We start from the raw sequence: 25,221 nt of genomic DNA on the forward strand, positions 1-25,221 counted from the left end.
CTAAGGTTAGTCTAAATTCTTTGCTGCAAGGGCGAAAGCCAGGCGCTTCAGGCCGTCTCTGCAAGGGCGCTCAACGTCAACCGCATGCGCAGGCCGGGCGCCGCATCCTCGGCCTGCAGGCTGCCGCCATGCAGGGCGGCGACGGCGCGCACGCTGGCCAGGCCCAGGCCGTGGCCGGGCAGCTCGGGCCGCAGGCGGGTGAAGCGCTGGCCGATGCGGGCCAGGTCGGCGGCGGGCACGCCGGGGCCGTCGTCCTGCACCTCGACCACGGCCTGGCCGTCGGCATCCACAGCCGTGCCGACGCGCACGGTGCAGCCGGGCCCACCGTACTTGAGCGCGTTGTCGACCAGGTTGGCGATGGCGCCGGCCAGCAGGTCGCGGTCGCCGTGCACCCGCGCGTCGTCGGCAGGCTCGCGCAGCAGCCGCGCGCCCTGCTGCTCGGCGACGGCCTCGTACAGCTCCAGCACGTCGTCGGCGATGGCATGCAGCGCCACCGGCGCGAAGTCGCGGCGGCGGGCGCCGGCCTCGGCTTCGGCGATCTGCAGCAGCTTCTGGAACACGGTGCCCAGCTCCTGCAGTTCCTGCACGGCACGGTCGATGGCCTCGCGGCGCGCGGCGTCGGGCACCTCGGGCGCTTGCGCGGCCTGCAGGCCCAGCAGCGCGCGGGTCAGCGGCGTGCGCAGCTCGTGCGCCACGGTGTCGGAAACCTGGCGCACGCCCGCCATCAGCGACTCGATGCGGTCGAGCATGGCGTTGATGTCCTGGCCCAGGCGCGCGAATTCGTCGTCGCCCGCGGCGATGTCCACCCGCTCGGCCAGCCGGCCTTCCTCGGCGATGCGGCCGGCCGTGCGGCGCACCCGGCCCACGGCCTGCTCCAGCTCCTGCCGGAAGACGAAGACACCACCCACCAGCAGCAGCAGCGCGATCAGGCCCGCGGCGGCACTGGCGCTGATGACCAGCGATTCCAGCGCGTCCTGGTCGCTCAGGTCGTGGCCGACCACGAGCAGCGCGTCACCGGGCAGGCGGCGCACGGCCAGGTAGCCGGTGATGGCGCTGCCGCCGCGCTGCACGCGCTGCTGGCCGTCGCGGTTGCCGGTGGCGTCCGCCGGAAGCGCGTCCAGGTTGCCGGCCAGGCGCGTGCCGTCGGGCTGCCACAGGCCGTAGAGCTCGGTGTCGGACTGGCGGCCGTCGGCCAGCGCGCGGCCGATGGCGGCGGCCACCGCGTCCAGGCCTTCCCGCTCGGCGCGCGCCTGCATCTGCGTCGTGGCGGTGCCCACCTGCCGCGCGATGCGCTGGTGCAGCACGCCCACGGTCTGCAGGTAGACGATGGCCAGCGCCGCCATCATGGTGATGGCCACGAGCACGGCGTACTGGAAGGCGAGCCGGAAGCCCACCGAGGCCCACAGCCGGCGCCAGGCGCCCATCAGGCGGATGACTCCCCGGGCTCCGGCGCAGCGAGCCGATAGCCCACGCCGCGCTCGGTGTGGATCAGCGGCGGCCCGCCGGCGCCGTCGAGCTTGGTGCGCAGGCGGCTGATCTGCACGTCGATGACGTTGGTCTGCGGGTCGAACTGGTAGTCCCACACGGCCTCGAGCAGCATGGTGCGGGTCATGACCTGGCCGGCGTTGAGCATCAGGCAGGTCAGCAGGCGGAACTCGCGCGGCTGCAGCGCCAGCGGCCTGCCGCCGCGCTCGGCCTTGCGCGCACCCAGGTCCAGCCGCAGGTCGGCCACCTGCAGCACGCGCTGCTCGGGGCCGGCGCGGGTGCGGCGAACCAGGGCCTCGGCCCGCGCTGCCAGCTCGGAGAAGGCGAAGGGCTTGGCCAGGTAGTCGTCGCCGCCGGCCTTGAGGCCGCGCACCCGCTCGTCCAGCGCGCTCAGGGCGCTGAGCACCAGCACCGGCGTGCGCAGGCCCAGGCCGCGCAGGGTCGAGAGGATGGCCAGCCCGTCGATGCCGTTGGGCAGCATGCGGTCGAGGATGACCAGGTCCCAGGCCTCGCCGGTGGCGCGGGCCAGCGCCTCGGCGCCGTCGCGGCTGATGGCCACGGTGTGGCCCATGGCGCGCAGGCCGTCGGCGATGTAGCGCGCGTTGGAGGCATCGTCCTCCACCAGCAGGCAGCGCCAGGGCAGGGCGGTATCGCTCATCCGGGCAGCTCGGCGCCTTCGACCATCAGGCGCAGCCGGCGCACGCCCTGCCATTCGTCCGCATCGAGGCGGAAGGCCAGGCGCACGCGCGGCGGCAGCGGCTCGGTCTGGCCGAACCAGATGCCGTCCACCGGCTGGCCCGCCAGGCGCAGCTTGAGCGACAGGTGCTTCTCGCCCACCAGCCGTTGCGACACCACCTCGACCTCGTCGCTGAAGGTGGGCGGCGCGAAGCCCTGGCCCCACACCTCGCGGTGCAGGGTGTCGACCAGCTCCACGCGCAGGTATTCGCGGTCGATGGGGCCGTCGGTCTCCAGCCGGCGGGTCAGCGTGGCGGCGTCCAGCCATTCGGCGGCGACCTGGGCCAGGGCGCGCTCGAACACCGGGAACTGCTCGCGCGCGATGGTGCAGCCCGCCGCCATCGCATGGCCGCCGAAGCGCAGCAGCACGCCGGGGTGGCGCTTGGCCACCAGGTCCAGCGCATCGCGCAGGTGGAAGCCGGGGATCGAGCGGCCCGAGCCCTTGAGCTCGTGCGACTTGCCTTCGGCACCGCTGGCCGCGAAGACGAACACCGGCCGGTGGTGCCGGTCCTTGAGGCGCGAGGCCACGATGCCGACCACGCCTTCGTGGAACTCGGGGTCGAACACGCTGATGGCGGCGGGCATGCTGGCGACGGGCCGGTCCTGGCCCTCCACCGCCTGCTGCATGCCGAACAACGACTCGGCGAGGCGGATGGCCTGCTCGCGCATGCCGCCTTCGATGTCGCGGCGCTCGCGGTTGATGCCGTCCAGCAGCTTCGCCAGTTCGTCGGCGCGGCCGGGGTCGTCGGTGAGCAGGCATTCGATGCCCAGCGTCATGTCGGCCAGCCGGCCGGCGGCGTTGATCCGTGGGCCGAGGGCGAAGCCGAAGTCGAAGGTGGTGGCCACCTCGGGCCGGCGGCCGGCAGCGCGGAAGAGGGCGGCCAGGCCGCAGGGCATGGCGCCGGCGCGGATGCGGCGCAGGCCCTGGGCGACCAGGCGGCGGTTGTTGGCGTCCAGCCGGACCACGTCGGCGACGGTGCCGAGGGCCACCAGGGGCAGCAGCACGTCCAGCTTGGGTTGCTGAACGGGCGCCGCCACCTTGCCCGCTGCGCGTGCTTCGCCATCCGCCGAAGACGTGGGCCCGGCGGCGGGCCGGCCGTCGTAGGCGCCGCGCGCGCGGAGTTCGGCGCGCAGGGCCAGCAGCACATAGAACATCACGCCCACGCCGGCGATGCTCTTGCTGGCGAAGTCGCACCCGGGCTGGTTGGGGTTGACCAGCACGTCGGCGGCGGGCAGTTCGGGCCCGGGCAGGTGGTGGTCGGTCACCAGCACGGACAGGCCCAGTTCTCGCGCACGGGCCACGCCCTCCACGCTGGCGATGCCGTTGTCCACCGTCAGCAGCAGGTCGGCACCGGTGGCGGCCACGCGCTCGGCGATGGGCGGTGTCAGGCCGTAGCCGTCGGTCACGCGGTCGGGCACCAGGTACTGCACGTGGCGTGCGCCCAGCAGGCGCAGTCCGCGCAGCGCGACGGCGCAGGCGGTGGCGCCGTCGCAGTCGTAATCGGCCACCACGCAGATGCGGCGGTCAGCGGCGATGGCGTCGGCCAGCAGGCGGGCGGCGGCCTCGGCGCCGCGCAGGCCGGCGGGCGGCAGCAGGCGGGCCAGGCCGTCGTCCAGTTCGTCGGCGGAGGCCACGCCGCGCGCGGCATACAGGCGCGCCAGCAGCGGATGCAGGCCGGCCTGTTCCAGCGCCCAGGCGGTGCGCGGCGGTACGTCGCGGGGAATGATCTTCACAGCGACTCCAGCACGGCGGCGACGCCGGGCGTGCGCTGCAGCCAGCGCTGCAGCAGGCCGCGCCGCCCCTGGTAGCGGCGGGCGGCGCGGTCGCCGCACAGGGTCAGGGCCACGGGCTCGCCGGCACGGCTGCGGGCCAGGCATTGCGCGATGGGGCCGGCGTCGAGCGCGGCCCAGGCGGCGGCCCAGGCCTCGCCATGGTCGTCCAGCGCGGCGGCGCGCAGGCGCTCGTCCACGGCCGGCAGGCTGGCCGGTGGCTGCACGATGGCGGCGCGGCCGGTGCCGCTGAACCACAGAGAATTGACCAGCAACTGGCGGCGCTCGCCACGCGCGTCGTTGACCGGGTGGTTGTAGAGCAGCATCTGCATCTCGTTCTGCAGCCGTCGCAGGGTGCGGGCGCCATCGGCCATGGGCAGCCAGGCGTCCAGCGGCTGGCCGATGGCGCGGTCGAGCGAGGCCGTGGGCAGCTGGTCGAACACCGGCCCGCTGGCCAGCCAGGTGCCGGGCGCGTCGGTGGCGAAGAGATGGATCTCGTCCTCTTCGAAGAAGGGCCGCACGGCGGCCAGCAGCGCCTGCGATTCGGCGGGCTGCACGGCCAGGTGGGCCGGGTCGGTCAGCACCACCTCGCTCATGCCGGCCTGCCAGTGGCACAGCGTGACCCAGGCCCAGGCCTGGTCGGCGGCGCCGGGCAGGCCGGCGCGGCGGGCGGCCAGGGCGGCCCAGGGCAGGGTGCCGTCGGCGGCGGCGGGCAGGCCCAGCGCGGCGGCGCGGGCGCGCTCGTGCGGCGGGTTCAGGCTGTGTTCGTCCTGCGCGTCGGCCGCGGCCTCGGGCAGGCGGGCGAGCAGGGCTGCCAGGTTGGGCAGCGTCAGGCCGGGCAGGGCGGCCTGGCAGGCGGGCGTGCGCCGGCCGGCGAAGGGGACGATCAGGTGCAAGGGGGACGAAGCAGGGGACTGGGCGTCGGCGGAAGGCGACATGGGCCGTATTGTCGCGTCCGACGCGGGGCCTCGTGGCGCGGTGCCACAATGCCCGGCCCGGCTTCCCGGGGGCTTCCGGCGCCACGCGGCGCCGTCTTCGCATCCATGCCTCTTCCGTACGAACTGCAGCTCGGCTGGCGCTACACGCGCGCGGGCCGGGCCACCCGCCGCAACGGCTTCATCTCCTTCATCTCCGGCGTGTCCATGGCGGGCATCGCCCTGGGCGTGGCGGCGCTGATCATCGTGCTGTCGGTGATGAACGGCTTCCAGAAGGAGGTGCGCGACCGCATGCTGGGCGTGGTCTCGCACATCGAGATCTTCTCGCGCGACGGCCAGGCGCTGCCCGAGCTGCAGCCCATCATGGACGCGGCCCGCAAGAATCCCGAAGTCATCGGCGCCGCGCCCTTCATCGCCACGCAGGCGCTGATCGCCCGCGGCGAGGACATGAAGGGCGCGCTGGTGCGCGGCATCGAGCCCAAGCTGGAGCCCGAGGTCACCGACTTCTCCAGCACGGCGCAGAAGGGCGCGCTCGACAGGCTGGTGCCCGGCCAGTTCGGCATCGTGCTCGGCAGCGAGCTGGCGCGCCAGCTATACGTGCGTGACGGCGACCAGGTGACGCTGATCGCGCCGGGCGGCCAGGTCACGCCGGCCGGCGTGGTGCCGCGGCTCAAGCAGTTCACCGTGGTGGGTACCTTTGAATCGGGCCACTACGAGTACGACTCTGCGCTGGCGATGATCAACGAGCAGGACGCGGCCAAGGTCTTCCGGCTGGAGGGCCCGACCGGCATCCGCCTCAAGCTGCGCAACCTGGACGACGCGCGCGAGGTGGCCGACGAGCTGGCCAAGACGCTGCCGGGCCAGTTCCTCATCCGCGACTGGACGCGGCAGAACAAGACGTGGTTCGCGGCCGTGCAGGTCGAGAAACGCATGATGTTCATCATCCTCACGCTGATCGTGGCCGTGGCCGCCTTCAACCTGGTGAGCACGCTGGTGATGACCGTGACCGACAAGCGCGCCGACATCGCCATCCTGCGCACGCTGGGCGCGAGTCCGAAAAGCATCATGGGCATCTTCGTGGTGCAGGGCGCCATGGTCGGCGTGATCGGCACCTTCGCCGGCCTGGGGCTGGGCCTGCTGGTGGCCTACAACATCGACGTCATCGTGCCGGCCATCGAGCGGCTGCTGCACACGCACTTTCTGCCGCAGGACATCTACCTCATCAGCCGCATGCCCAGCGACCCGCAGCGCAGCGACATCATGCCCATCGCCATCATCTCCCTGGTGCTGGCCTTCGTGGCCACGCTCTACCCCAGCTGGCGCGCCAGCCGTGTGAATCCGGCGGAGGCTTTGCGGTATGAATGACGTCGTGCTCAAGGCCCGCGGCCTGACCAAGCGCTTCCACGAAGGCCGCATCGACCTCACCGTGCTGCACGGCGTGGACCTGGACGTGCGCGCCGGCGAGACCATGGCCATCGTCGGCGCCTCCGGCTCGGGCAAGAGCACGCTGCTGCACCTGCTGGGCGGGCTGGATTCGCCCAGCAGCGGCACCGTCGAGCTCAAGGGCCAGCTGCTCGGCCGGCTGGATGCCGCGGCCCAGGGCCGCCTGCGCAACCAGTACCTGGGTTTCGTCTACCAGTTCCACCACCTGCTGCCCGAATTCAGCGCGCTGGACAACGTGGCCATGCCGCTCAAGATCCGCCGCGAAGCGCCCGAGAAGGCCGCCGAGGCCGCGCGCGCCACGCTGGCCGCCGTAGGCCTGGGCGAGCGCCTGTCGCACCGCCCGGCCGAGCTCTCCGGCGGCGAACGCCAGCGCGTGGCCATCGCCCGGGCGCTGGTCACGCAGCCCGCCTGCGTGCTGGCCGACGAGCCCACGGGCAACCTGGACCGAAGCACGGCCGACACGGTGTTCGCGCTGATGCTGCAGCTGGCGCGCGAGCGCGGGACGGCCTTTGTGATGGTGACGCACGACGAGTCGCTGGCCGCGCGCTGCGACCGTGTGCTGCGACTCGTGCAGGGGCGGTTGGCGGATTGAGCGCTCCAGCTGGAGCGACGCCCCCATCGCTCGATGTGCACTTGCGCAAAATTGCGCAGTTTTGTGTAGAGTTGCGCAATGTCGAGCGACGCGCTCATCAAGCAGATCACGGCCGACGGTTGGTACCTGGTCCACACGGTGGGATCGCACCGGCAGTACAAGCACCCGACGAAGCCGGGCAAGGTCACGGTCCCGCATCCGAAGAAGGATCTGCCGGTCGGTACCGTCAAAAGCATACTGAAACAGGCTGGGCTCTGAGCCGGGCACTCTCGAAGGAACGACGATGCTCTATCCCGTCTACGTCCACAAGGACAAGGGCAGCGCCTTTGGCCTGACCTTTCCCGACCTTCCCGGATGCTTCGCGGCCGCCGACGATGCCGCCGGTATCCCCAGCGCAGCACAGGAAGCCGTCGAGGCCCATTACGGCAACGACGCGGACCCCATTCCCGCACCCTCCAGCGTCGATGAGTGGGCTGGCAGCAAGGACTTCAAGGGCGGCTTCTGGATGCTGGTGGACATCGACCTTGCCAAGGTGCGCGACAGGGCCGTGCGTGTGAACGTGAGCATGTCCGAAGCCCTGCTGCAGCGCATCGACCGGTATGCGAGCCAGCGCCGCATCTCTCGCTCGGCGTTCCTGGCCGCGGCGGCCGAGAAAGAGATGGCGGAGCGAGCCCACTGACGGCGCCTTGCGCCACCCTTCGAGCCCGCCGCGCGCGGGCTTTTTTGCGCTTGCGGCATGGTCGAGGCTGCTGGCGGATGGTCGTCCGGGGCGGCTCCGCAGCCGACGGGCTCAGGCGCGCAAAGGATTTCAGTGCCTCGCCATCGTCCGCTCCAGCAGCAACCCCCGCAGCGTCTCCATCAACGGCGACCATGCCGAGCCCGGCCGTGACAGCAGCACCACCGCCCGCGGGATGCGCAGCGCCGCCACGGGCAGTTGCACGAAGCGGTCTTGCGCCGCCAGCGGCATCAGCGAGCGCGGCAGCAGCGTGACCAGGTCGGTGGCGGCCAGCACCGACAGGTTCATCTCGGACGAAAAGGGCACCTCCACCACCACCTGCGGCGGGCCTAGGCCCTGGCGTGCGAACACCGCCGCCACGGCGCGGAAGGCGGAGGAATGCTCCGGCCCCAGCATCCAGCCGTAGCGCGCCACGTCCTTGAGCGCGACGCGCGCCAGCTGCGCCAGCGGATGGCCCACGCGCACCAGCGGCAGCAGCGGGTCGTTGTCGACCTTGGTGCGCTCGGCGGGCAGCGGCAGGCCTTCGTACGCGGGCACCAGGGCCAGGTCCAGCGTGCCGTCCTGCACCTGGGCGGCCAGCGCGTCCGAGCGGTCCACGCGCAGCTTGATGCGCAGGCCCGGCCGCATGGCCAGCATGGGGCCGAGCACGGCGGCCATGCGGTTGCCGCCGGTGGTGTCGGTCACGCCCAGGCGTAGCAGGCCTGCCTGGCGGGCGCGCATCTCGTCGGCCAGCAGCACCGTGTCGGCATATTCGGCCTGCAGGCGGCGCATCTGCTCGGCCACGCGCAGGCCGGCCGAGGTCAGCCGCACGCCCCGCACGCTGCGCTCGAAGAGCTGCACGCCGAACTCCCGCTCCACCCGCTGCATGGCCTTGGTGAGTGCCGACTGGGTCACGCCCTGCTCGTCGGCGGCGGCCGAGAGTTGGCCATCGCGGGCCACGGCAAGAAAGTACTGGATGTCCTGGATCGAGAGGTTCATTCCTGGCGCTCATGGCATGGCGCGAGAAGTCGGCGCGCGAGGGCTTTCTCTTCTACATCAAGCAGGAGCTGCGCGCGGCCAAGTGGCGCGACTGGAAGCTGCACTTCTACTGGGAGCCCGAGGTCAACCAGGGCCAGGGCAAGCTGGAATCGCCCTACCTGTTCAACGTGACGCGCGACCCCAAGGAAGAGACCGACGTGCTGGTCTTCAACACCTGGGTGATGGGCCCGGTGCTGCGCATGATCCGCGACTTCAACGCCAGTGCGGCCGCGCATCCGCACACGCCACCCGGCCAGCTGGACCGCTGACCGCCACCCCTCGAACAACGCCCCGAAGCAAGCCATGACCACCTCCGCCAGCCGCCGTCACCTCCTGCGCCTTTCGGCGCTCGCGCTTTCCACGCTCGCCCTCGGCGCCCATGCCGAAGCGCCCTGGCCCGAGGCCAAACCCATCACCTGGATCGTCGGCTTCGTGCCCGGCGGCTCGGTGGACGTGCTCACCCGGGCCTTCGCCAAGGCCGTGTCGGACCAGATCGGCCAGTCCATCGTGGTCGACAACGTGCCCGGTGCTTCCGGCGCGCTGGCACTCAAGCAGGCGGCGCGCGCCAAGCCGGACGGCTACACGCTGGTGACGGTGCCGGGGCCCGTGCTCTTCGGCCAAGCGCAGCCGGAGGTGGGCCGAGAACTGCAGGCGGTGGGCCTGCTGTCGCAGGGGCCCATCGTGCTGGTGGGCGGCGCCGCGCTGGCGCCGACGGACCTGAGCTCGCTCATCGCTGCGATGAAGAAGAACCCGCAGCAGTGGGACTACGCCAGCTCCGGCATCGGCACCGGCCAGCACCTGGCCGGCGAACTGTTCAACCAGATGGCGGGAACGCAGATGCTGCACGTGCCGTACAAGGGCGGCGGCCAGGCGGTGGTGGACGTGGTGGGTGGCCAGGTCAAGCTGGCATGCTGGGCGTGACGCCCGTGCTGTCGCAGATCAAGGCCGGCCAGCTGCGTGCCTATGCCGTGACAACGCCCTACCGCATTCCCCGCCTGCCCAACGTGCCGACCATGGCCGAAGCGGGCCTCAAGGGCTACGAGGCGACCCAGTATTTCGCCGTTGCGGCGGCCAAGGGCCTGCCCGCGCCGGTGGTGGCACGGCTCAATGCCGCCATCGCCAAGGCGGCCGAGAACCCGCAAGTGCAGGCCGCGCTGGAGGCGGGCGGCCAGCTGCCGGGCCGCATGTCGCCGGCCGAGGCGCAGAAGTTCGTGCAGGACAGCCTGCGCAAGTTCGGCGACGTGGCGACCAAGGCGCACATCGTGCTGAACTGAGTCGGATAGGGGCTGAATGCGAAAGGCGGCGCGTGTGAGCGCCGATCAGGGCGCGGACGATCCCCGCACCACCAGCGTCCCCGGCAGCAGCCGCTCGCGCGCCGGGCCTTCCAGGCCCTGCATGCGCTCGATCAGGCAAGCGGCGGCGGCGCGGCCCAGGTCGTCGGTGGGCTGGGCCAGGGTGCTGAGGCCGCGGCCGACCAGCGAGGCCCATTCGGGCTCGTCGAAGCCGATGAAGCCCAGTTCCTCGCCGAACTCCCAGCCCAGCTGGCGCACCGCCTGCGCCACACGCAGCGTCACCACGGAGTTGCCGGCCACCACGGCGGCACGGCGCGGGGCGCGAGCACGCTTGCGCAGGGCGCGCAGGGCGTCGCGCAGCGCCTCGTCGCCGCTCTCGGCCATCTCGAACACCTCGCCGTGCACGCGGGGCGTGGCCGGGGCATGGGCCGCCACGCAGTCCCGGAAGGCGGCCGTGCGCTCGCGGCGGGTGCTCACGCCCTGCTGCGGCTCTGTCACGTAGAGCAGCTCGCGCCAGCCGCCATCGATCAGGTGGCTGCAGACCTCGGCCATGGCGCCGCGGTTGTCGATGGAGACGAAGTCGGCCTCCAGCCCGTCGTGCCGCCGGTCCACTAGCACCGCCGGCTTGCCGTGGGTGGCGATGGCCTCGACCACGCCCGCTCCGCGGCCCAGCGTGTTGAGGATGAAGCCGTCCACCTGGTAGCCGGCCAGGGCGTCGATGGCCTCGCGCTCGCGGCCGGCCTCGTTGCCGATGTTGAACAGCATCACCAGGTAGCCCGCGTCCTTGCAGGCCTTCTCGGCGCCGCGCAGCACGGCCACGGAGAAGGGGTTGGTGATATCGGCCACGATCAGCCCGATGAGCCGCGAGCGGCCGTGGCTGAGTGCCTGCGCCATCGGGCTGGGCACGTAGCCCAGCTCGCCGATGGCGGCTTCGACGCGGGCCGCGATGTCGGGGCTCAGCAGCCGCTCACGGTGGTTGAAGAAGCGCGACACCGTGGCCTTGGACACGCCCGCCACGCGGGCGACGTCCGAGATGGTGGGGCGGGCCGGCCGAGACGCCGGCGAGGGCTGGTTCATGAAGCCGCAGTGTCGAACACCGCAGCGGGCCGCCGGCCGGCCAATGCGTCCAGCAGGTTGCTGACCGCCAGCGCAGCCATGGCATGCCGCGTCTCGTGCGTGGCCGAGCCGATGTGCGGCAGCGGCGTCACCTGCGGGTGCGTGCGCAGGCGCGAATCCAGCGGCAGCGGCTCGCGCGCGAACACGTCCAGGCCGGCGGCCCGCAGGCGGCCGCTGTCCAGCGCGGCCAGAAGGGCGGCCTCGTCCACGGTGGCACCGCGGCCACCGTTGATGAAGATGGCGCCGGGCTTCATTTGGGCGAGCAGGGCGGCATCGACCATGCCGCGGGTCTGCGGCGTGAGCGGCAGCATGGCGACCACGAAGTCGGCGCGGGCCAGCAACTTAGGCAGCGGCGTGTGGTTGGCGCGGCCCTGCAGTTCGGGCGCCTGCGTGGCCAGGTCCACCGGCCGGCGGGCGTGATACAGCACCGGCATGCCGAAGCCCAGCGCCGCGCGCCGCGCGATGGCCTGGCCGATGCGGCCGAAGCCCAGCAGGCCCAGCGTCTTGCCGTGCACGTCGAAGCCGAACAGGTCTTCGCCGATGTTCCGGTCCCACCGGCCCTCGCGCACCAGCGCGGCGAGTTCGACCACGCGGCGGCTGGTGGCCATCAGCAGGGCGAACACGGTGTCGGCCACCGTCTCGTCCAGCACGCCGGGCGTGTGGGCCAGCACGATGTTGCGGGCGTGCAGGGCGGCCAGGTCGTAGTTGTCCACGCCCACGGACACGCTGGAGACCACTTCCAGTTTGGGCGCGGCGGCGATGACGCCAGCGTCGATGGGAAAGCTGGAGCCGATCAGGCCCTGCGCCTCGGCCAGTGCGGCGTCGAAGGCGGCGTGGTCTTTCTTTGGGTCGGCGAAGCTGACGTCGTGCGCGGCCTGCAGCCGTGCCATCTGGTCGGGCGGGAGCGCCCGGAACACCAGGACCTTCTTGCGTGCGTCGCTCACAGGCCGGCCTCGTCCAATTGGGCCCGCGTGGGCAGGCCTTCGGTGTCGCCCAGCACCTGCACCGCACGGGCGCCGATCCAGGCGCCGCGGCGCACGGCCTCGGGCACGCTGCGGCCTTCGAGCAGGGCGCTGACGACGCCGGCCGCGAAGCCGTCGCCGGCGCCCACGGTGTCGATGACCTTGTCGACCGGAAAGCCCGGCACCTGACCGCAGCCGGCCGTGGCGCTGTCGTAGTAGGCGCCTTCGGGCCCGAGCTTGACGACGACCAGCGAGGCCCCGGCCGCGCGGTAGAAGCGGGCAATGCCCTCGGGCGTGGCCTCGCCGGTGAGCAGCCGGCCTTCTTCCAGGCCGGGCAGCACCCAATCGGCCTTGGCGGCCAGCGCGTTGATGCATTCGCGCATGCGCTCGGTGCTGCCCCACAGCGTGGGCCGCAGGTTGGGGTCGAAGGAGATGCTGCGGCCCGCCGCGCGCATCAGGTCCAGCGTGCGGTGGGCGGTGGGCAGCGTGGTCTCGGAGACGGCGGCGAACACGCCCGTGGCATGCAGGTGCCGTGCAGCGCACAGCCAGGCCTCGTCGATGTCCTCGGGCCGCATCTGGCTCGCGGCCGAGCCCTTGCGGTGGTATTCGATGGGCGGATCGCTGCCGTCGGTGACGCGGCCCTTGAACTGGAAGCCGGTGCGCTGCGTGGCATCGCACACGACGTGCGAGCAGTCGATGCCTTCGGCCTGCATGGTGGCCAGCAGCGCGCGGCCCATGGAGTCGGTGCCCAGCCGGCTGGCCCAGCCCACCTTGAGGCCGAGGCGCGACAGGCCGATGGCCACGTTGGTCTCCGCCCCGGCGCTGCGCTTGTGGAACAGCGTGGCGTGCTCGATGGGGCCGGGCTCGTCGGCCACGAGCAGCAGCATGGCCTCGCCGAAGGTGGCGACGTCGAAGGTGGGGGCGGCGGTCATGGTCGGGCGGCGGTGGGAAAGGCGGGTGTTCAGCGCGCAGGCGCGCGCAGCTGTCGCAGGGCGGCGATCTCGGCGCGGGTGACCGCCGTGAGGTCATCGCCGATCAGCGGGTATTCGATGGCATGCGGCACGTCGGCCGGCAGGGCGCGCAGCACGGCGCGCCAGGGCGCGGCGGACTCGGCCAGCGGCACGGCGACCCATTTGTCGGGCCGGCGCTGCACGCCCTTGGCATGCACATAGCGCACGCGGTGGGCGAGGGCGCGGGCGGCCTCCAGCGGGCATTCGCCCAGCCAGTGCCAGTTGCCCATGTCGAAGGTCATGCCCAGGTCCAGGCCGGCGGCCTGCTGGGCGTCGAAGAAGGCGAGCAGCGCGTCGAGCGTACCGGCAGTGGGGGTCTGGTCGTTCTCGATCACCAGTTCGACGGGCGTGCGGGCCAGGGCGTCGCGCAGCGTTGCCAGCGAGTCGCGGCTGCGCACCGCGTGGAAGCCGCCGATGGCCATCTTGAGGCGGGGCGCATCGAGCGCGACGGCGCGGGCCAGGCCGAGCTGCAATGCGGCGCTGTCGAGTTCGCCGGCGGGCGTCCACAGGCCATCGGGGCTGGAGTAGACCGCCGCGCGGCCCTTCAGTGCTGACAGTTCGGCATCGGGGCTGCGCAGCAGCTCGCCGCGCACCTCGACGCTGTCCACGCCGGCTTCGTAGGCCAGGCCCGTGGCCCAGGCCTGGCCATGGCGGCCCACCTCGGCCGCGCCGAAGGAGGACAGGGAAATGAGTACGGTGAACATGGGGTCAGGCTTCAGTGGCGCTGCGCGCCCGCTGCAGCGCTTGAATGGGAACGGAACGCCCTCTCCCCTCGCGGGAGAGGGCCGGGGAGAGGGGGGCGCGGCCCGCGCAGGGAGACAAGGCCGTCGTGGTGCGAGCGCCCCCTCTCCCCAACCCCTCTCCCGCGAGGGGAGAGGGGCTCCGGGCGGCGGCACGGGCATGCGTCATCTCAATGGCCCGAGGTGAGGATCTGGCCCAGGAACTGCCGCGTCTTCTCGTGCTGCGGATGGCCGAAGAAGGCCTCCGGCGTGCCCTGTTCGAGGATCTGGCCGCCGGCCATGAAGATCACGCGGTCGGCCACGCTGCGCGCGAAGCCCATCTCGTGCGTCACGCACAGCATGGTCATGCCGTCGTCGGCCAGGCCGATCATGGTGTCGAGCACTTCCTTGACCATTTCGGGGTCGAGCGCCGACGTGGGCTCGTCGAACAGCATGATCTTGGGCGCCATGCACAGCGCACGCGCGATGGCCACGCGCTGCTGCTGGCCGCCCGACAGCTGGCTCGGGTACTTGTTGGCCTGCTCGGGAATGCGCACTCGCGTCAGGTACTTCATGGCGACGGCCTCGGCCTCTTCGCGCGACATGCCGCGCGAGCGCATCGGCGCGAGCGTGCAGTTCTGCAGGATGGTGAGGTGCGGGAACAGGTTGAACTGCTGGAACACCATGCCCACTTCGGCGCGCACGGCGTCCACGTTCTTGCCGCCGGCCGTGAGCTCGATGCCGTCGACCGTGATGCGGCCCTTCTGCACCGTCTCCAGCCGGTTGATGCAGCGGATCAGCGTGGACTTGCCCGAGCCCGAGGGCCCGCAGATGACGATGCGCTCGCCGGCGCGCACCGACAGGTCCACGTCGGTGAGCACCTGGAACTCGCCATACCACTTGCTCACCCCGTCCATGCGGATGATGGGGTCGCCCAGTTCATGGGGCGCGGCCACGCTGCTGTTCATCGTTCGGCTGCCTTGTGCGTTCTGCGTGAAGAGGGCGATCAGGAGTTGGGCAGGGCCGGGAAGTCCGTGCCCAGCCACTTCTGGTAGAGCTTGTTCAGCTCGCCATTCTTCCTGTTGCGCTCGACGAACTCGTCCAGCGTCTTCTTCAGTTCGGGCTGGCCGGGGCGCATGGCGATGCCCATCACCTGCTGGCGCAGGTTGAACTTGTTCTCGAAGTTGCTGCCGGCGCGCTTGGCGATCTGCGCGGCCACGGTGGTGGAGCAGCCGATGGCGTCGACCTGGCCCGACATCAGCGCCTGCATGGCCGAGGCGTCGTCGTCGAAGCGGCGGATTTCGGTGCCCTCGGGCGCCACGGCCGTCAGCGACACGTCCTGCGTGCTGGCCCGGGCCACGCCCACGCGCTTGCCCTTGAGGTCGGCGGGCGACTTCATCTCGACCTTGCTGCTGCCGTACAGCACGATGGTGGCGGCGGCATAGGGCACCGAGAAGTCCACCTGCTTGGCACGCTCGGGCGTGACGGCCAGCGAGGCGATCAGCAGGTCGACCTTGTTGGTCAGCAGGAAGGGAATGCGGTTGGGGCCGGTCACGGGCACGATGTTGGCCTTGACGCCCAGGTCCTTGGCCAGCAGCTTGGCCACGTCGGCGTCGTAGCCGTCGGGCTGGTTCTTCGCGTCGGTGGTGCCGTAGGGCGGAAAGTCCACCAGCATGCCGATGGTGATCTCGCCCTTCTTCTTGATGTCGGCCACGGACTGGGCCGAGGCCAGGGGTGCGAAGGCGGTGGCGCAGGCGGCCAGGCCCAGGGCCAGGGCGGTGCGGCGGTGCAGGCGGATGGTCATGCGAAGTCTCCTTGGGTTGAGCGGTGAAGAGAGGAATGTCAGCGGGCCAGGGCGCGGGCGCGCCGGCGCTCCATGTGCGCGGCCAGCAGCGACAGCGGCCAGCAGATCACGAAGTACAGCGCGGCCACGGTGCTGAACACCTCCAGCGGCTGGAAGGTGGCGTTGTTGATGATCTGCCCGGCGCGGGTGATCTCGGTGAAGCCGATGATGGCTGCCAGCGACGTGCCCTTGATGATCTGCACCACGTAGCCGACGGTGGGCGGCAGCGCGATCTTGAAGGCCTGCGGCAGCACCACGTCGCGCAGGCGGGCGGTGTACGACAGGTTCAGCGCCATGGCCGCTTCCCATTGGCCGCGCGGAATGGCCTGGATGCAGCCGCGCCAGATCTCGCCCAGGAAGGCGGCACTGTTGAGGATGAGCGCTGCACCTGCGGCGATCCACGGGTTGATGTCCAGCCCCAGCACCGGTGCGCCGAAGAAGATCAGGAACAGCTGCAGCAGCAGCGGCGTGCCCTGGAACACCTGGATGAACACGCCCGAGGCGAACAGCGCCGCGCGGTTCTCGCTGGTGCGGGCCAGCGCGATGATCAGGCCGAGGATGGCGCCGCCCACGAAGGCGATGGCCGACAGGGCCAGCGTCCACTGGGCCGCTTCGAGGATGAACAGGAATTCGGGAAAGCCGAAGGTACGCATGGTGGATCTCCTGTTGCTGCCTTCAGCGGCGGTCGGGGTAGTGCAGCACGCGCTGGTAGATCAGCTTGAACAGCAGCGAGAAGAGCAGGGCCAGCCCGAGGTAGATGGCGGCCACGACGATGTAGATCTCGAAGCTGCGGAAGGTCTGCGACTGCAGCGTGGCGGCCACCGAGGTGAGGTCATCGGCCGAGATCACCGACACCACGGCCGAGCTGAGCATCAGCAGGATGAACTGGCTGGTCAGCGCGGGATAGATGGCCTTGAGCGCCGGCTTGATGATGATGAAGCGGAAGATCTCCCAGCCTTTGAGGTTGAGTGCGCGGCCCGCCTCGATCTGGCCCTTGGGAATGGATTCGATGCCGGCGCGGATGATCTCGGTGGCGTAGGCGCCCAGGTTGACCACCATGGCCGTGAGCGCGGCCATGTACGGCGACCAGCGCACGCCGATGGCCGGCAGCGCGAAGAAAAAGAAGAACAGCTGCACCAGGAAGGGCGTGTTCCGGATCACCTCGATGTAGGTGTTGATCAGGAAGCGCACCGGCGCCGGCCCGCTGGTCTTGCCCCAGGCGCACATCACGGCCACGGCCAGCCCCAGCAGCGTGGCGGTGAGGGACAACTGCACCGTGATCCACGTGCCCTTGAGCAGCAGGGGCCAGGCGGCGAGCACGGCATCGAACTGGAACTGGTATTTCACGGCATGGGGCGCGTGGGCGCGCCGGTGTGTCTCCGATGAGAGAAATTATGAAACCGGTTTCAGTGTTTGGGATCAGGGTTTATCCCGGTGCTGAGAAATGTTGGGGCATCGGGCATTTGTCACGTTGGGCGCGGTGCCGCAAGTGCTAGCCTGACTTCCCTTAGGAGCTGAAAAGTGACGCCCACCCACGAAGCTGTTCTGGCTGTTCCCCGTCGCGCCGGTGTACTGACATGCCAGAAGGCTTCGATGCAGCGCGTCGTCACCGGCTGGATTGCGCTCGATACGTCGACCGCCGCGACGTACTACAACGCTGGAGGCGACAGCCAGTACGCGCGCAAGCTGGACGACACCCTGGCGGCAGTTCGTCGGCGCAAGGCGGCGGTGTGCCGGTGAAGCGTCGAGTAGGCGCCGTTCTGCTGTCCCTCATGGGAGGGGCGGGGATTGCTGCCAGCGCGGATGAGCCGTGGATAGGGCGTTTCGAGGGGACGGGGCGCGCCTGCTCCGGCGTCTTGTCGATGGAGGCGACCGTCCTGTCCTGGCGGTGGCAGTACGGCGATTGCAGAGCCCGGCATTACGAGGTGCTTGACGCCACGCGGGAGCAGGGAGCTCCCAGGCTGGTCGCGCGGCTTCCCAGGCCCAGGGGCGCCCGCTGCCCCTACGAGGTGATCGAACTCGAGCGGGCAGACACGTACGCATGGAATGTCACTGGCTTCCCTTCCCTGGAGGCCTACGAAAAAAGAGGCGTGCCGGCGTGGCGGGACTCGCCCTTGCCCAGCCGTTATGTCCTGTCTTGCCTGATGACCAAGGTGCGATGAAGGTGAGGCGCGTGCGCCTTCCGTCGCATCCCACCCGGCGTTAGCATGGCCCCGTGCTGTGCCGCCTCATCTACGTCAGCCGCGCGCGGGCCTTCCGGTCCGACGATGTGGCATCCATCCTCGTGCAGTCGCGCGAGAACAATCCGGCCGCAAACGTGACGGGCGGGCTGTGCCTCCTCGATGGCGTGTACATGCAGTACCTCGAAGGGCCGGAGGCGGCGCTTCAAGGCCTGTTCGGCCGAATCCTCGACGACGAGCGCAACCATGCGGTGCGCCTGCTGGATCAAGGTGCCATCGGGACGCGATTGTTCCCTCAGTGGTCCATGGCGCTGCTGGCATGGGACGAGCGCATACGCACACTGCTGATGAGCCATGGCATGGCCGCGCCGCTGGACCTGTATGCCGTGCCGCCGGACGAGGCGCCCGCATTGTTCCGCGCGCTGGCGCGCATGCCGAACTGGGTGGCCCTCTGAGGCCCCGAGCCGCGCGAGGTCGACCGCCGCTGCGGCCGGCACAACGCCTGCCGAGCGCCGCCTGAAATGCGGCCTTCCGACACCGTCGTACCCAGCGCCTTGGCCCTTAAATCATCGGCACCCCGCCGGTGACGGCAATGGTGGCCCCGGAGATGTAGCTCGCCTCGTCTGAAGCCAGCATGACGTAGGCAGCCTGCAGCTCCTTTGGCTGGGCTGGCCGCTTCATGGGTGTCTGCTGGCCGAAGGTGGCGACCTGCTCGGGCGGCATGGTCGACGGAATCAGCGGCGTCCACACCGGCCCGGGCGCCACGCAGTTGACGCGGATGCCCTGCTCGGCCAGCAACTGTGCGAGGCCGCCCGTGAGGTTCTGGATGGCGCCCTTGGTGGCCGCATAGGCCACGAGGGTGGCGTTGGGTTTGTCGGCGTTGATCGACGCGGTGTTGATGATGGCGGCGCCCGGCTTCATGTGCGGCACCGCGGCCTTGGCCAGGAAGAACATGGCAAAGACGTTGGTGCGGAAGGTGCGGTCGATCTCTTCCTCGGTCAACTCCTGCAGCGACTTGTGGCTCATCTGGAAGGCGGCGTTGTTGACCAGCACGTCCAGCCGGCCGAACTGCTGCACTGCTGCATCGACCAGGGCGCGGCAATGCGCCTCGCTGCGGATGTCGCCGGGAATGGCCAGGCACTGGCGACCGGCCTTTTGCACCCAGTCGCGGGTGACGCGGGCATCGCTTTCCTCCTCCTCCAGAAAGGAGATCAGCACGTCCGCGCCTTCGCGCGCGAAGGCCAGCGCGACGGCGCGGCCGATGCCGCTGTCCCCGCCGGTGATCAGCGCCACCTTGCCGTCCAGCCGGCCACTGCCGCGGTAGCTGTCGGCGCCGAAATCGGGCTCCGGCGTCATCCGCGATTCCAGGCCGGGCGGCTGTTGCGGCGGGGTCGAGGGCTTGGCGGTGGGTTCGGTCATGCAGGGCTCCTGGCTAGGGGTAGGAATGTCAAGGGGAAAGGTCTTGCGGCGGGGCGTCATCGTCGAACAGCGCGCGCCAGGTCGGCGGCGCCTCGACCTTCCACGTCTCGCGCAATTGCTGCAGCAGCGCCCGATGGCGCGCGTCGCCTTGCGAGGCGGAGCAGTCGGCGGGAACGATGGGGTCCAGTTCGCGCATGCGCGCATCCGAGACCGACATCAGCACGCATTGGTCGCTGGAAACGCCCGTCAGCACCAGCCGCTGCACGCCCAGGTGCTGCAGCAGGAAGGGCATGGGCGTTCCATGGAAGATCGAATGCTTGGGCTTGAGGACGAAGTAGTCCTCGGCCCAGGGTTGCAGTAGGCGGGTGATGTCGGCACCCGGGCCGTCCTGCGCCAGGGCGCCGTCCACCAGCGCACGGAAGTCCGAGCGCCAGCGGCCGCGGTTGTCGTTGGCATAGATGACCGGCACGTCGCGGGCGCGGCAGGCTTCCGCCAGCGCCGCGATCTCCTCCGCGGCGCGGCGTGCATGGGGCAGCAGGTGCTCGGCATCCGGAAAGTCCCAGCAACTGATCATGTCGATGATGACCAGCGCCATGCCCTCCGGCGCCTCGCCGCCGGCCGGATGGCCGGCCTCCCGCGAATGCCTGGTCACTTCTTGGTGGCGGCGGGCGGCGGCGTCTGGCCCATGCCCAGTTCGGCGCCGGTGGTGGGGTCGATGTCGGTGCGCGACTGGGTGCGCGTGGCCATGGCGCGCACCTGGGCGGCATCGGCCTCGGGCAGTTCCACCGAGGCCCAGCCGGTGCGGCCGTCTACCGGCCCGGAGTCCTGCGTCATCGGCACGAAGTCCCAGCCCGGGCCCTCGTTCCACGGGCCCTTGAGGTCGGCCTCGCCCTTGGACATGCGGAAGTACACGCTGGCGAAGCGCGGATCGCCCGGCAGCTTGCCCGGTGGGAAGTTGGGTTCGATGCTGTAGAGGGCCTTCTCGAAGGACTTCTGGTGCGCCACCTCGCGCGTCATCAGGAAGGTGAGGGCGTCCTTCACGCCCGGGTCTTCGGTCAGGTTGATGAGCCGCTCATAGACGATCTTGGCGCGGGCCTCGGCCGCGATGTTGGAGCGCAGGTCGGCCGTGGGCTCGCCGATGGTGTCGACGTAGGCGGCCGACCAGGGCACGCCCGCCGAGTTGGTCAGCGCTGCGCCGCCGCCGTAGAGCACCTGCGTGAGGTGGCTGTCGTTGCCGGCACCGGTGATCGAGCGGTAGAGCTCGCCCTGTTCTTCCACGCCCTCGGCCAGCCGGCCCTTGGCGCCCTTGTTGAGCATGCAGACCAGGTTGCCGATCACCTCCAGATGGCTCAGCTCCTCGGTGGCGATGTCGAACAGCATGTCCTTGCGGCCCGGGTCGTCCTCCGCGATGGCCTGGGTGAAGTAGCGGCAGGCGGCCGCCAGTTCGCCCTGCGGGCCGCCGAACTGCTCGAGCATGAGGTTGGCGAGACCGGGGTTGGGCATGCTGACGTGCACGGTGTATTGCAGTCGCTTGTTGTGCGAGAACATCGATGGCGCTCCTGTGGGGTTGGGATGATGAGGTCGGGGATGCGAAAGACACGTCCATGTTTCGGACGCGGCTGCACAGCCTTTGGCGGGTACGGCGCGCGGCATGTAGGCAAAGGCCCAGCCCGGGGTGGGAGGGCGAAGCGGCGATGCGGCAGGCCCGTCCGTCGGCCGTGCGCTGGCAGCGGCCTCGCGTCGCGCCGGCCTGCCGCCGGGACTCTTCCTACAGGGCAGGTCGACGCGTGCCCCACGGTCAAGTCTTTCGCACCCGACCTGAAGGACGACGCCCATGAATGCCCACTCCCGCAAGCCTTTCGGCGTGGACCTGGCCAGCCAGTCGGCGGCCGGCGAGGAAGACCCCGGCGCGTCCCTCGAGGATTTCGCGGGCGATTCCGCGGCACCGGCCCGCACGGCCCTGCCTGACTCAACCCTGCCGACCTGGAGCTCTCCGATGACCGAACCCGCCGAACATCTGATGGACTGGCTGCGCGATGCCCACGCCATGGAGGAGCAGGCCGAGACCATGCTGCAGACCGCCAGCGACCGGCTGGAGAACTATCCCGAACTCAAGGCCAAGTTGCAGGCGCACCTTCAGGAGACGCGCGAGCAGGCGCGTCTGCTGCGCGAGTGCATCCAGCGCCGCGGTGGCGACACCTCGGGCGTCAAGGACATGGCCGGCAAGATGAGCGCCATGATGCAGGGCCTGGGTGCCAGGATGGCCGACGACGAGGTGATGAAGGTGGCCATGAGCTGCTATGCCTTCGAGCACTTCGAGGTCGCGACGTACCGCATCCTTGTGGCCGCCGCCGACATGGCGCAGGACACGCAGACCCGCCAGGTCTGCGACGACATCCTGCGGCAGGAAGAGGCCACCGCCGCATGGCTGGGCGAGCGGCTGGGCGTGCTGACGCAGGAATTCCTGGTGCTGTCGCGGGGTGCGGGTTCGGACGCCAAGCGGTGATCGCGGCCCGCCTGCCGACCGTCGCGCTCAGGCCCGGCAGGCATCCGACCGCCCAGGTGTCCGGACGGGTGGTCCTGGCCGGCCGACTCGACGCGCCGATGCCGCGCGTCAGTTCGGCTCGGTCTCGTCGATGAAGGATTCGAGCAGCTTCTTCAGCTGGCTGGTCTTGCGGGGGCCGAGGGCTTCCTCGATCTGCTCGTGGTGCGCATCCACGCTCTTGCGCAGGCGGGCGACCGTTTCCAGGCCGAGGTCGCTGATGTAGACCAGCACCCGCCGGCTGTCCGCCGGGTCGGCGGCCCGCTGCACCAGGCCGCGGGCCACCAGCTTGTCGATGTTCTTGGTCAGGGCCGGGTGGTTCAGCAGCACCGCCTCGGCCAGGTCGCCCATCGAGCGGCCCTGCTCGTCGGCAAGGACCTGCAGGATGCGCCAGTGCTCCTCCGTCACCTCTTCCGCCGCGATGGACTGCGCCAAACCGATGCGCATGCGCCGGTTGGCAGAGGCCAGCAGATAGGCCAGGTACTGCGATAGGTCTTTCTCAGGCATGGCTCACGTGGGCGCTTGCGGGGGAAGGGCCGCCGATGGTAGCGCGCAACCCTTGCCTTGGAAAGCATTGGCGCGTTTTTTGCGACGCCGTCCCTCCCGTTGCCAACTTGGTGCACCGCCCCGGGAGTTCCCGATGTTTCCATCCTCAGGACCCGCCACGCCGCGCCTGCCCCCCGGTCGGCCGCAGCGGCCGCTGCTCGCGAGCCATGAGCTCAACATCGCGCTGTGCGTGCCGCTCGGTGGCTTCGCCGGCATCTGGGCGCCGTCGGCCCTGGCCTGTGCCAAGCTGGCCGTCTCCGAACTCAATCGCGGGGCAGGGCTGGGCGGCCGCGCCTGCCGACTGCTCACGGTCAACGCCGCGGACGATGCGGCCGACATGGAGGCCACGCTGACGGAACTGGTGCAGGCCGGCGACATCGACGCCATCGTCGGCATGCACACCAGTGCCGTGCGCCATCGCATCCTGCGCGCTGTCGGCGGCCGCATTCCCATCGTCTACACCCCGCTGTACGAGGGGGGCGAGGCCAGCCCTGGGGTCTTTGCCATCGGCGAGACCGCCGAACGGCAGCTGCGGCCGGCCATCCGCTGGCTGGGCGAGCGCAAGCGCCCGCGGCGCTGGTATGCGGTCGGCAACGACTATGTCTGGCCGCGGATGTCCCACCGCATCGCGCGCACCTGCATCGCCGAGACCGGGGCGGAACTGGTGGGGGAGCGTTACGTGCCCTTCGAGACGACCGACTTCTCGGCCGTGCTGGATGCCGTGCGCAAGGCCCGGGCCGATGCGGTGCTGGTCTCGCTGGTGGGGCAGGACGCCATCGAGTTCAACCGCGCCTTCGGTCGCGCGGGCCTGCACCGCCACATGCTGCGCCTGACCTGCGGCGCCGGCGAGAACGAACTGCTGGGCTTCGGCGCCGACAACGCCGAAGAGTTCTATGCCGCCTGCGGCTACTTCGCCACGCTGGACACCGACGCCAACCTGGCGTTCAAGGCGCGCTACCGCGCCCATTTCGGCGAGCGCGCGCCGACGCTCAGCACGCATGGCCAGTCCACCTACGAAGGGATGCACTTCCTGGCAGCGCTGCTCGACCGCGGCGAATGCACCGGGCGCAGCCGTGCCACCAGCGTCGGCACCATCGCCTACCGCAGTGCTCGCGACGCCGCATTCGAGGCGGGCGAACCGAGCGGCGTGCCCATCTACCTGGCGCGGGCGGAGGGCAATGCATTCCGGGTGCTGACCCGACTCTGACTTGTCTTTGCCATATTTTTATTTTCCAAAGAAAAGAAAAAGCTTGACCAGGAAAATATAAGTTCCCAGAATCGATCCGTGAAACGCATGGTGTCCCAAGGCTTCGGGCGCCTCTTCTTCCCTCGTGACACGGAGTCCTTTCATGGCCATCAAGCGCCCCACCGTCGAGCAGTTGCAGGACGTCGCACTCAGCCTCGGCATCCACCTGTCCGATTCCCAGGCCGCCAGCTACAACGCACTGCTGCAGCCCAATTTCGACGCCTACGATGCGGTGGACGCCATGCCCGACTACCAGCCGGCGGTCACCTACGCCCGCACCCCGGGCTACTTCCCCTCGGGCGAAGAAAACCGGTACGGCGCCTGGTACGTGAAGACCACCATCCAGGGCAAGCCAGGCGGCAAGCTCGCCGGCAAGACCGTGGTGCTGAAGGACAACGTCTGCCTGGCCGGCGTGCCCATGATGAACGGCGCCTCCACGCTGGAGGGCTATGTGCCCAACGTCGACGCCACCGTTGTGACACGGCTGCTGGATGCCGGTGCCACCGTCGTCGGCAAGGCCGTGTGCGAATACTTCTGCTTCTCGGGCGGGTCGCACACCAGCTCGCCATCGCCGGTGCACAACCCCTGGCGCATGGGCTACTCGGCGGGTGGCTCGTCCTCGGGCAGCGCGGCGCTGGTCGCCGCCGGTGAGGTCGACATGGCCATCGGCGGTGACCAGGGGGGCTCCATCCGCATGCCGGCGTCGTACTGCGGCATTTACGGCATGAAGGCCACGCATGGCCTGGTGCCCTACACGGGCGTGATGCCCATCGAGTTGACCATCGACCACACCGGCCCCATGACGGCCAACGTGACCGACAACGCGCTGATGCTCGAGGTGCTGGCAGGGCCCGACGGGCTGGATCCGCGCCAGCACGCCGGCCAGGGCCCCAAGCCCTACAGCGAGCTGATGAAGAAGGGCGTGCAGGGCCTGCGCATCGGCATCGTGACCGAGGGCTTCGGCTGGCCGCAGTCGGATGCGGCCGTCAACGAGAAGGTGCGCAGCGCGGCCGAGGTCTTCACACGCCTGGGCGCCACCGTGAGCGAGGTGTCGGTGCCGATGCACGCACTGGGCCCGGCCATCTGGCTGCCCATCGCCGCCGAAGGGGCGACGCAGCAGATGATGAAGGACAACGGCCACGGCTTCAACTGGAAGGGCCTGTACGTGACCAGCTTGGTGGACTTCCACGCCGGCTGGAAGCAACGCGCCGACGAGCTGTCCGACACGCTCAAGATCACCATGGTGCTGGGCGAATACTTCATCCAGAACTACCGCGGCCATTTCTATGCCAAGGCGCAGAACCTCGCCCGCAAGCTGACGGCGGCCTACGACGCCGCCCTGTCGGACTTCGACCTGCTGCTGATGCCCACGCTGCCGATCACGGCCACGCCCATCCCGAAGCCGGGCGCGTCGCTGGAGGAGGTGATCACACGGGCCTTCGAGGTGCTGCCCAACACCTGTCCCTTCGACGTCACCGGCCATCCGGCGATGAGCATTCCCTGCGGGCTGGTGGACGGCCTGCCGGTCGGAATGATGCTCGTCGGCCGCAACTACGAGGAAGAGACCCTCTACCGCGCCGCCTATGCCTTCGAGCAGGCCGGCGACTGGAAAGCCCTCTGAGCCCTTCGAGCC

Annotated in this window: 28 protein-coding genes and 1 pseudogene; 12 read left to right on the forward strand and 17 right to left on the reverse strand. The window is 70.3% G+C overall.

The features are described from left to right. Window positions 1–47: 47 nt before the first annotated feature. From NS331_RS04745 to NS331_RS04760, 4 genes are read right to left on the reverse strand one after another with little or no spacing between them, the layout of a single operon-like run. The gene (locus NS331_RS04745; protein ID WP_058640864.1) at window positions 48–1,424 is read right to left on the reverse strand and encodes a sensor histidine kinase; all 1,377 of its coding nucleotides are present in this window, start codon (window positions 1,422–1,424) and stop codon (window positions 48–50) included. Continuing rightward, entirely contained in the window at window positions 1,424–2,143 is a 720-nt protein-coding gene (locus NS331_RS04750; RefSeq protein ID WP_058640865.1) for a response regulator transcription factor, read from the reverse strand. The genes NS331_RS04745 and NS331_RS04750 overlap by 1 nt, the downstream gene beginning before the upstream one ends. Further along, window positions 2,140–3,954, reverse strand: a complete 1,815-nt coding sequence (gene recJ / locus NS331_RS04755; protein WP_058640866.1) for a single-stranded-DNA-specific exonuclease RecJ — start codon at window positions 3,952–3,954, stop codon at window positions 2,140–2,142. The genes NS331_RS04750 and recJ overlap by 4 nt, the downstream gene beginning before the upstream one ends. Then, window positions 3,951–4,886 (reverse strand): hypothetical protein, encoded by a 936-nt coding sequence (locus NS331_RS04760; protein ID WP_082702257.1) that lies wholly within the window; start codon window positions 4,884–4,886, stop codon window positions 3,951–3,953. The genes recJ and NS331_RS04760 overlap by 4 nt, the downstream gene beginning before the upstream one ends. Before the next feature lie 147 nt (window positions 4,887–5,033). Here NS331_RS04760 and NS331_RS04765 point away from each other — a divergent pair, with 147 nt between their 5' ends. The 4 genes from NS331_RS04765 to NS331_RS04780 all read left to right on the forward strand — a co-directional run bounded on the left by NS331_RS04765 (window position 5,034) and on the right by NS331_RS04780 (window position 7,639). Continuing rightward, window positions 5,034–6,290, forward strand: a complete 1,257-nt coding sequence (locus NS331_RS04765; protein WP_058640868.1) for a lipoprotein-releasing ABC transporter permease subunit — start codon at window positions 5,034–5,036, stop codon at window positions 6,288–6,290. After that, entirely contained in the window at window positions 6,283–6,960 is a 678-nt protein-coding gene (lolD, locus tag NS331_RS04770; protein WP_058640869.1) for a lipoprotein-releasing ABC transporter ATP-binding protein LolD, read from the forward strand. Before NS331_RS04765 ends, lolD begins: the two co-directional genes overlap by 8 nt. Before the next feature lie 78 nt (window positions 6,961–7,038). Further along, entirely contained in the window at window positions 7,039–7,218 is a 180-nt protein-coding gene (locus tag NS331_RS04775; protein ID WP_058640870.1) for a type II toxin-antitoxin system HicA family toxin, read from the forward strand. Window positions 7,219–7,243: 25 nt separating this feature from the next. After that, window positions 7,244–7,639, forward strand: a complete 396-nt coding sequence (locus NS331_RS04780) for a type II toxin-antitoxin system HicB family antitoxin (RefSeq protein WP_058640871.1) — start codon at window positions 7,244–7,246, stop codon at window positions 7,637–7,639. A gap of 129 nt (window positions 7,640–7,768) precedes the next feature. Here the strand turns inward: NS331_RS04780 and NS331_RS04785 are convergent, their stop codons facing one another. Next, on the reverse strand, window positions 7,769–8,674 hold the full coding sequence (locus NS331_RS04785) for a LysR family transcriptional regulator (protein ID WP_058640872.1): 906 nt from the start codon (window positions 8,672–8,674) through the stop codon (window positions 7,769–7,771). 26 nt (window positions 8,675–8,700) lie between these two features. On the opposite strand from NS331_RS04785, the pseudogene NS331_RS04790 reads away from it, so the two are divergent. The 3 genes and pseudogenes from NS331_RS04790 to NS331_RS27345 all read left to right on the forward strand — a co-directional run. Further along, window positions 8,701–8,982: pseudogene (locus NS331_RS04790) on the forward strand (arylsulfatase); the annotation flags it as partial. A 34-nt stretch (window positions 8,983–9,016) separates the two neighbouring features. Then, complete coding sequence (locus NS331_RS27340) at window positions 9,017–9,634, forward strand: Bug family tripartite tricarboxylate transporter substrate binding protein (RefSeq protein ID WP_275936445.1); 618 nt, start codon at window positions 9,017–9,019, stop codon at window positions 9,632–9,634. After that, entirely contained in the window at window positions 9,622–9,987 is a 366-nt protein-coding gene (locus NS331_RS27345; RefSeq protein WP_275936446.1) for a Bug family tripartite tricarboxylate transporter substrate binding protein, read from the forward strand. The genes NS331_RS27340 and NS331_RS27345 overlap by 13 nt, the downstream gene beginning before the upstream one ends. A gap of 45 nt (window positions 9,988–10,032) precedes the next feature. Here NS331_RS27345 and NS331_RS04800 read toward each other — a convergent pair whose 3' ends face one another. The 8 genes from NS331_RS04800 to NS331_RS04835 all read right to left on the reverse strand — a co-directional run bounded on the left by NS331_RS04800 (window position 10,033) and on the right by NS331_RS04835 (window position 17,002). Then, window positions 10,033–11,082, reverse strand: a complete 1,050-nt coding sequence (locus tag NS331_RS04800) for a LacI family DNA-binding transcriptional regulator (RefSeq protein WP_058640874.1) — start codon at window positions 11,080–11,082, stop codon at window positions 10,033–10,035. After that, window positions 11,079–12,065 (reverse strand): 2-hydroxyacid dehydrogenase, encoded by a 987-nt coding sequence (locus NS331_RS04805; protein ID WP_058640875.1) that lies wholly within the window; start codon window positions 12,063–12,065, stop codon window positions 11,079–11,081. The genes NS331_RS04800 and NS331_RS04805 overlap by 4 nt, the downstream gene beginning before the upstream one ends. Further along, the gene (locus NS331_RS04810) at window positions 12,062–13,015 is read right to left on the reverse strand and encodes a sugar kinase (RefSeq protein ID WP_058640876.1); all 954 of its coding nucleotides are present in this window, start codon (window positions 13,013–13,015) and stop codon (window positions 12,062–12,064) included. The genes NS331_RS04805 and NS331_RS04810 overlap by 4 nt, the downstream gene beginning before the upstream one ends. A 29-nt stretch (window positions 13,016–13,044) precedes the next feature. After that, window positions 13,045–13,797, reverse strand: a complete 753-nt coding sequence (locus tag NS331_RS04815; RefSeq protein WP_058640877.1) for a sugar phosphate isomerase/epimerase family protein — start codon at window positions 13,795–13,797, stop codon at window positions 13,045–13,047. 206 nt (window positions 13,798–14,003) lie between these two features. Further along, a complete protein-coding gene (locus NS331_RS04820; RefSeq protein ID WP_058640878.1) occupies window positions 14,004–14,780 on the reverse strand; it encodes an amino acid ABC transporter ATP-binding protein in 777 nt (258 codons plus the stop codon). A gap of 38 nt (window positions 14,781–14,818) precedes the next feature. Continuing rightward, on the reverse strand, window positions 14,819–15,616 hold the full coding sequence (locus tag NS331_RS04825) for a transporter substrate-binding domain-containing protein (RefSeq protein ID WP_058640879.1): 798 nt from the start codon (window positions 15,614–15,616) through the stop codon (window positions 14,819–14,821). A 38-nt stretch (window positions 15,617–15,654) separates the two neighbouring features. Further along, window positions 15,655–16,308, reverse strand: a complete 654-nt coding sequence (locus tag NS331_RS04830; protein ID WP_058640880.1) for an amino acid ABC transporter permease — start codon at window positions 16,306–16,308, stop codon at window positions 15,655–15,657. A gap of 22 nt (window positions 16,309–16,330) precedes the next feature. Then, window positions 16,331–17,002 carry an amino acid ABC transporter permease gene (locus NS331_RS04835; RefSeq protein ID WP_058640881.1) on the reverse strand — a complete coding sequence of 224 codons (672 nt, stop codon included), beginning with the start codon at window positions 17,000–17,002 and terminating at the stop codon, window positions 16,331–16,333. A gap of 174 nt (window positions 17,003–17,176) precedes the next feature. On the opposite strand from NS331_RS04835, the gene NS331_RS26010 reads away from it, so the two are divergent. Together NS331_RS26010 and NS331_RS04845 are read left to right on the forward strand one after the other, a co-directional pair. Beyond that, window positions 17,177–17,395 (forward strand): hypothetical protein, encoded by a 219-nt coding sequence (locus NS331_RS26010; RefSeq protein WP_153012747.1) that lies wholly within the window; start codon window positions 17,177–17,179, stop codon window positions 17,393–17,395. A gap of 475 nt (window positions 17,396–17,870) precedes the next feature. Continuing rightward, window positions 17,871–18,290 (forward strand): BLUF domain-containing protein, encoded by a 420-nt coding sequence (locus NS331_RS04845; RefSeq protein ID WP_058640883.1) that lies wholly within the window; start codon window positions 17,871–17,873, stop codon window positions 18,288–18,290. 106 nt (window positions 18,291–18,396) lie between these two features. On the opposite strand, the gene NS331_RS04850 is transcribed toward NS331_RS04845, so the two are convergent. Genes NS331_RS04850 through NS331_RS04860 form a run of 3 tightly spaced genes read right to left on the reverse strand, consistent with a single transcriptional unit; the run spans window position 18,397 to window position 20,802 of the window. After that, window positions 18,397–19,254, reverse strand: coding sequence for an SDR family oxidoreductase (locus NS331_RS04850; RefSeq protein WP_058640884.1), 858 nt, complete (start codon window positions 19,252–19,254; stop codon window positions 18,397–18,399). Window positions 19,255–19,282: 28 nt separating this feature from the next. Continuing rightward, window positions 19,283–19,906 carry a cysteine hydrolase family protein gene (locus NS331_RS04855; RefSeq protein WP_058640885.1) on the reverse strand — a complete coding sequence of 208 codons (624 nt, stop codon included), beginning with the start codon at window positions 19,904–19,906 and terminating at the stop codon, window positions 19,283–19,285. After that, window positions 19,903–20,802 carry a manganese catalase family protein gene (locus NS331_RS04860; protein ID WP_058640886.1) on the reverse strand — a complete coding sequence of 300 codons (900 nt, stop codon included), beginning with the start codon at window positions 20,800–20,802 and terminating at the stop codon, window positions 19,903–19,905. Before NS331_RS04860 ends, NS331_RS04855 begins: the two co-directional genes overlap by 4 nt. A 286-nt stretch (window positions 20,803–21,088) precedes the next feature. Between NS331_RS04860 and NS331_RS04865 the strand changes: the two genes are divergently transcribed. Further along, on the forward strand, window positions 21,089–21,760 hold the full coding sequence (locus NS331_RS04865; protein ID WP_242873651.1) for a ferritin-like domain-containing protein: 672 nt from the start codon (window positions 21,089–21,091) through the stop codon (window positions 21,758–21,760). Window positions 21,761–21,868: 108 nt separating this feature from the next. Here the strand turns inward: NS331_RS04865 and NS331_RS04870 are convergent, their stop codons facing one another. Then, window positions 21,869–22,303: a MarR family winged helix-turn-helix transcriptional regulator gene (locus NS331_RS04870; protein ID WP_058640887.1), complete on the reverse strand. Its 435-nt coding sequence runs from the start codon at window positions 22,301–22,303 to the stop codon at window positions 21,869–21,871. Between the two features lie 133 nt (window positions 22,304–22,436). Here NS331_RS04870 and NS331_RS04875 point away from each other — a divergent pair, with 133 nt between their 5' ends. Together NS331_RS04875 and NS331_RS04880 are read left to right on the forward strand one after the other, a co-directional pair. Beyond that, a complete protein-coding gene (locus NS331_RS04875; RefSeq protein WP_082702258.1) occupies window positions 22,437–23,549 on the forward strand; it encodes a substrate-binding domain-containing protein in 1,113 nt (370 codons plus the stop codon). 142 nt (window positions 23,550–23,691) lie between these two features. Next, window positions 23,692–25,209 (forward strand): amidase, encoded by a 1,518-nt coding sequence (locus NS331_RS04880; RefSeq protein ID WP_058640888.1) that lies wholly within the window; start codon window positions 23,692–23,694, stop codon window positions 25,207–25,209. The last annotated feature ends 12 nt before the right edge of the window (window positions 25,210–25,221 follow it).

The organism is Pseudacidovorax intermedius (assembly GCF_001476815.1).
Lineage (GTDB): Bacteria > Pseudomonadota > Gammaproteobacteria > Burkholderiales > Burkholderiaceae_C > Xenophilus > Xenophilus intermedius_A.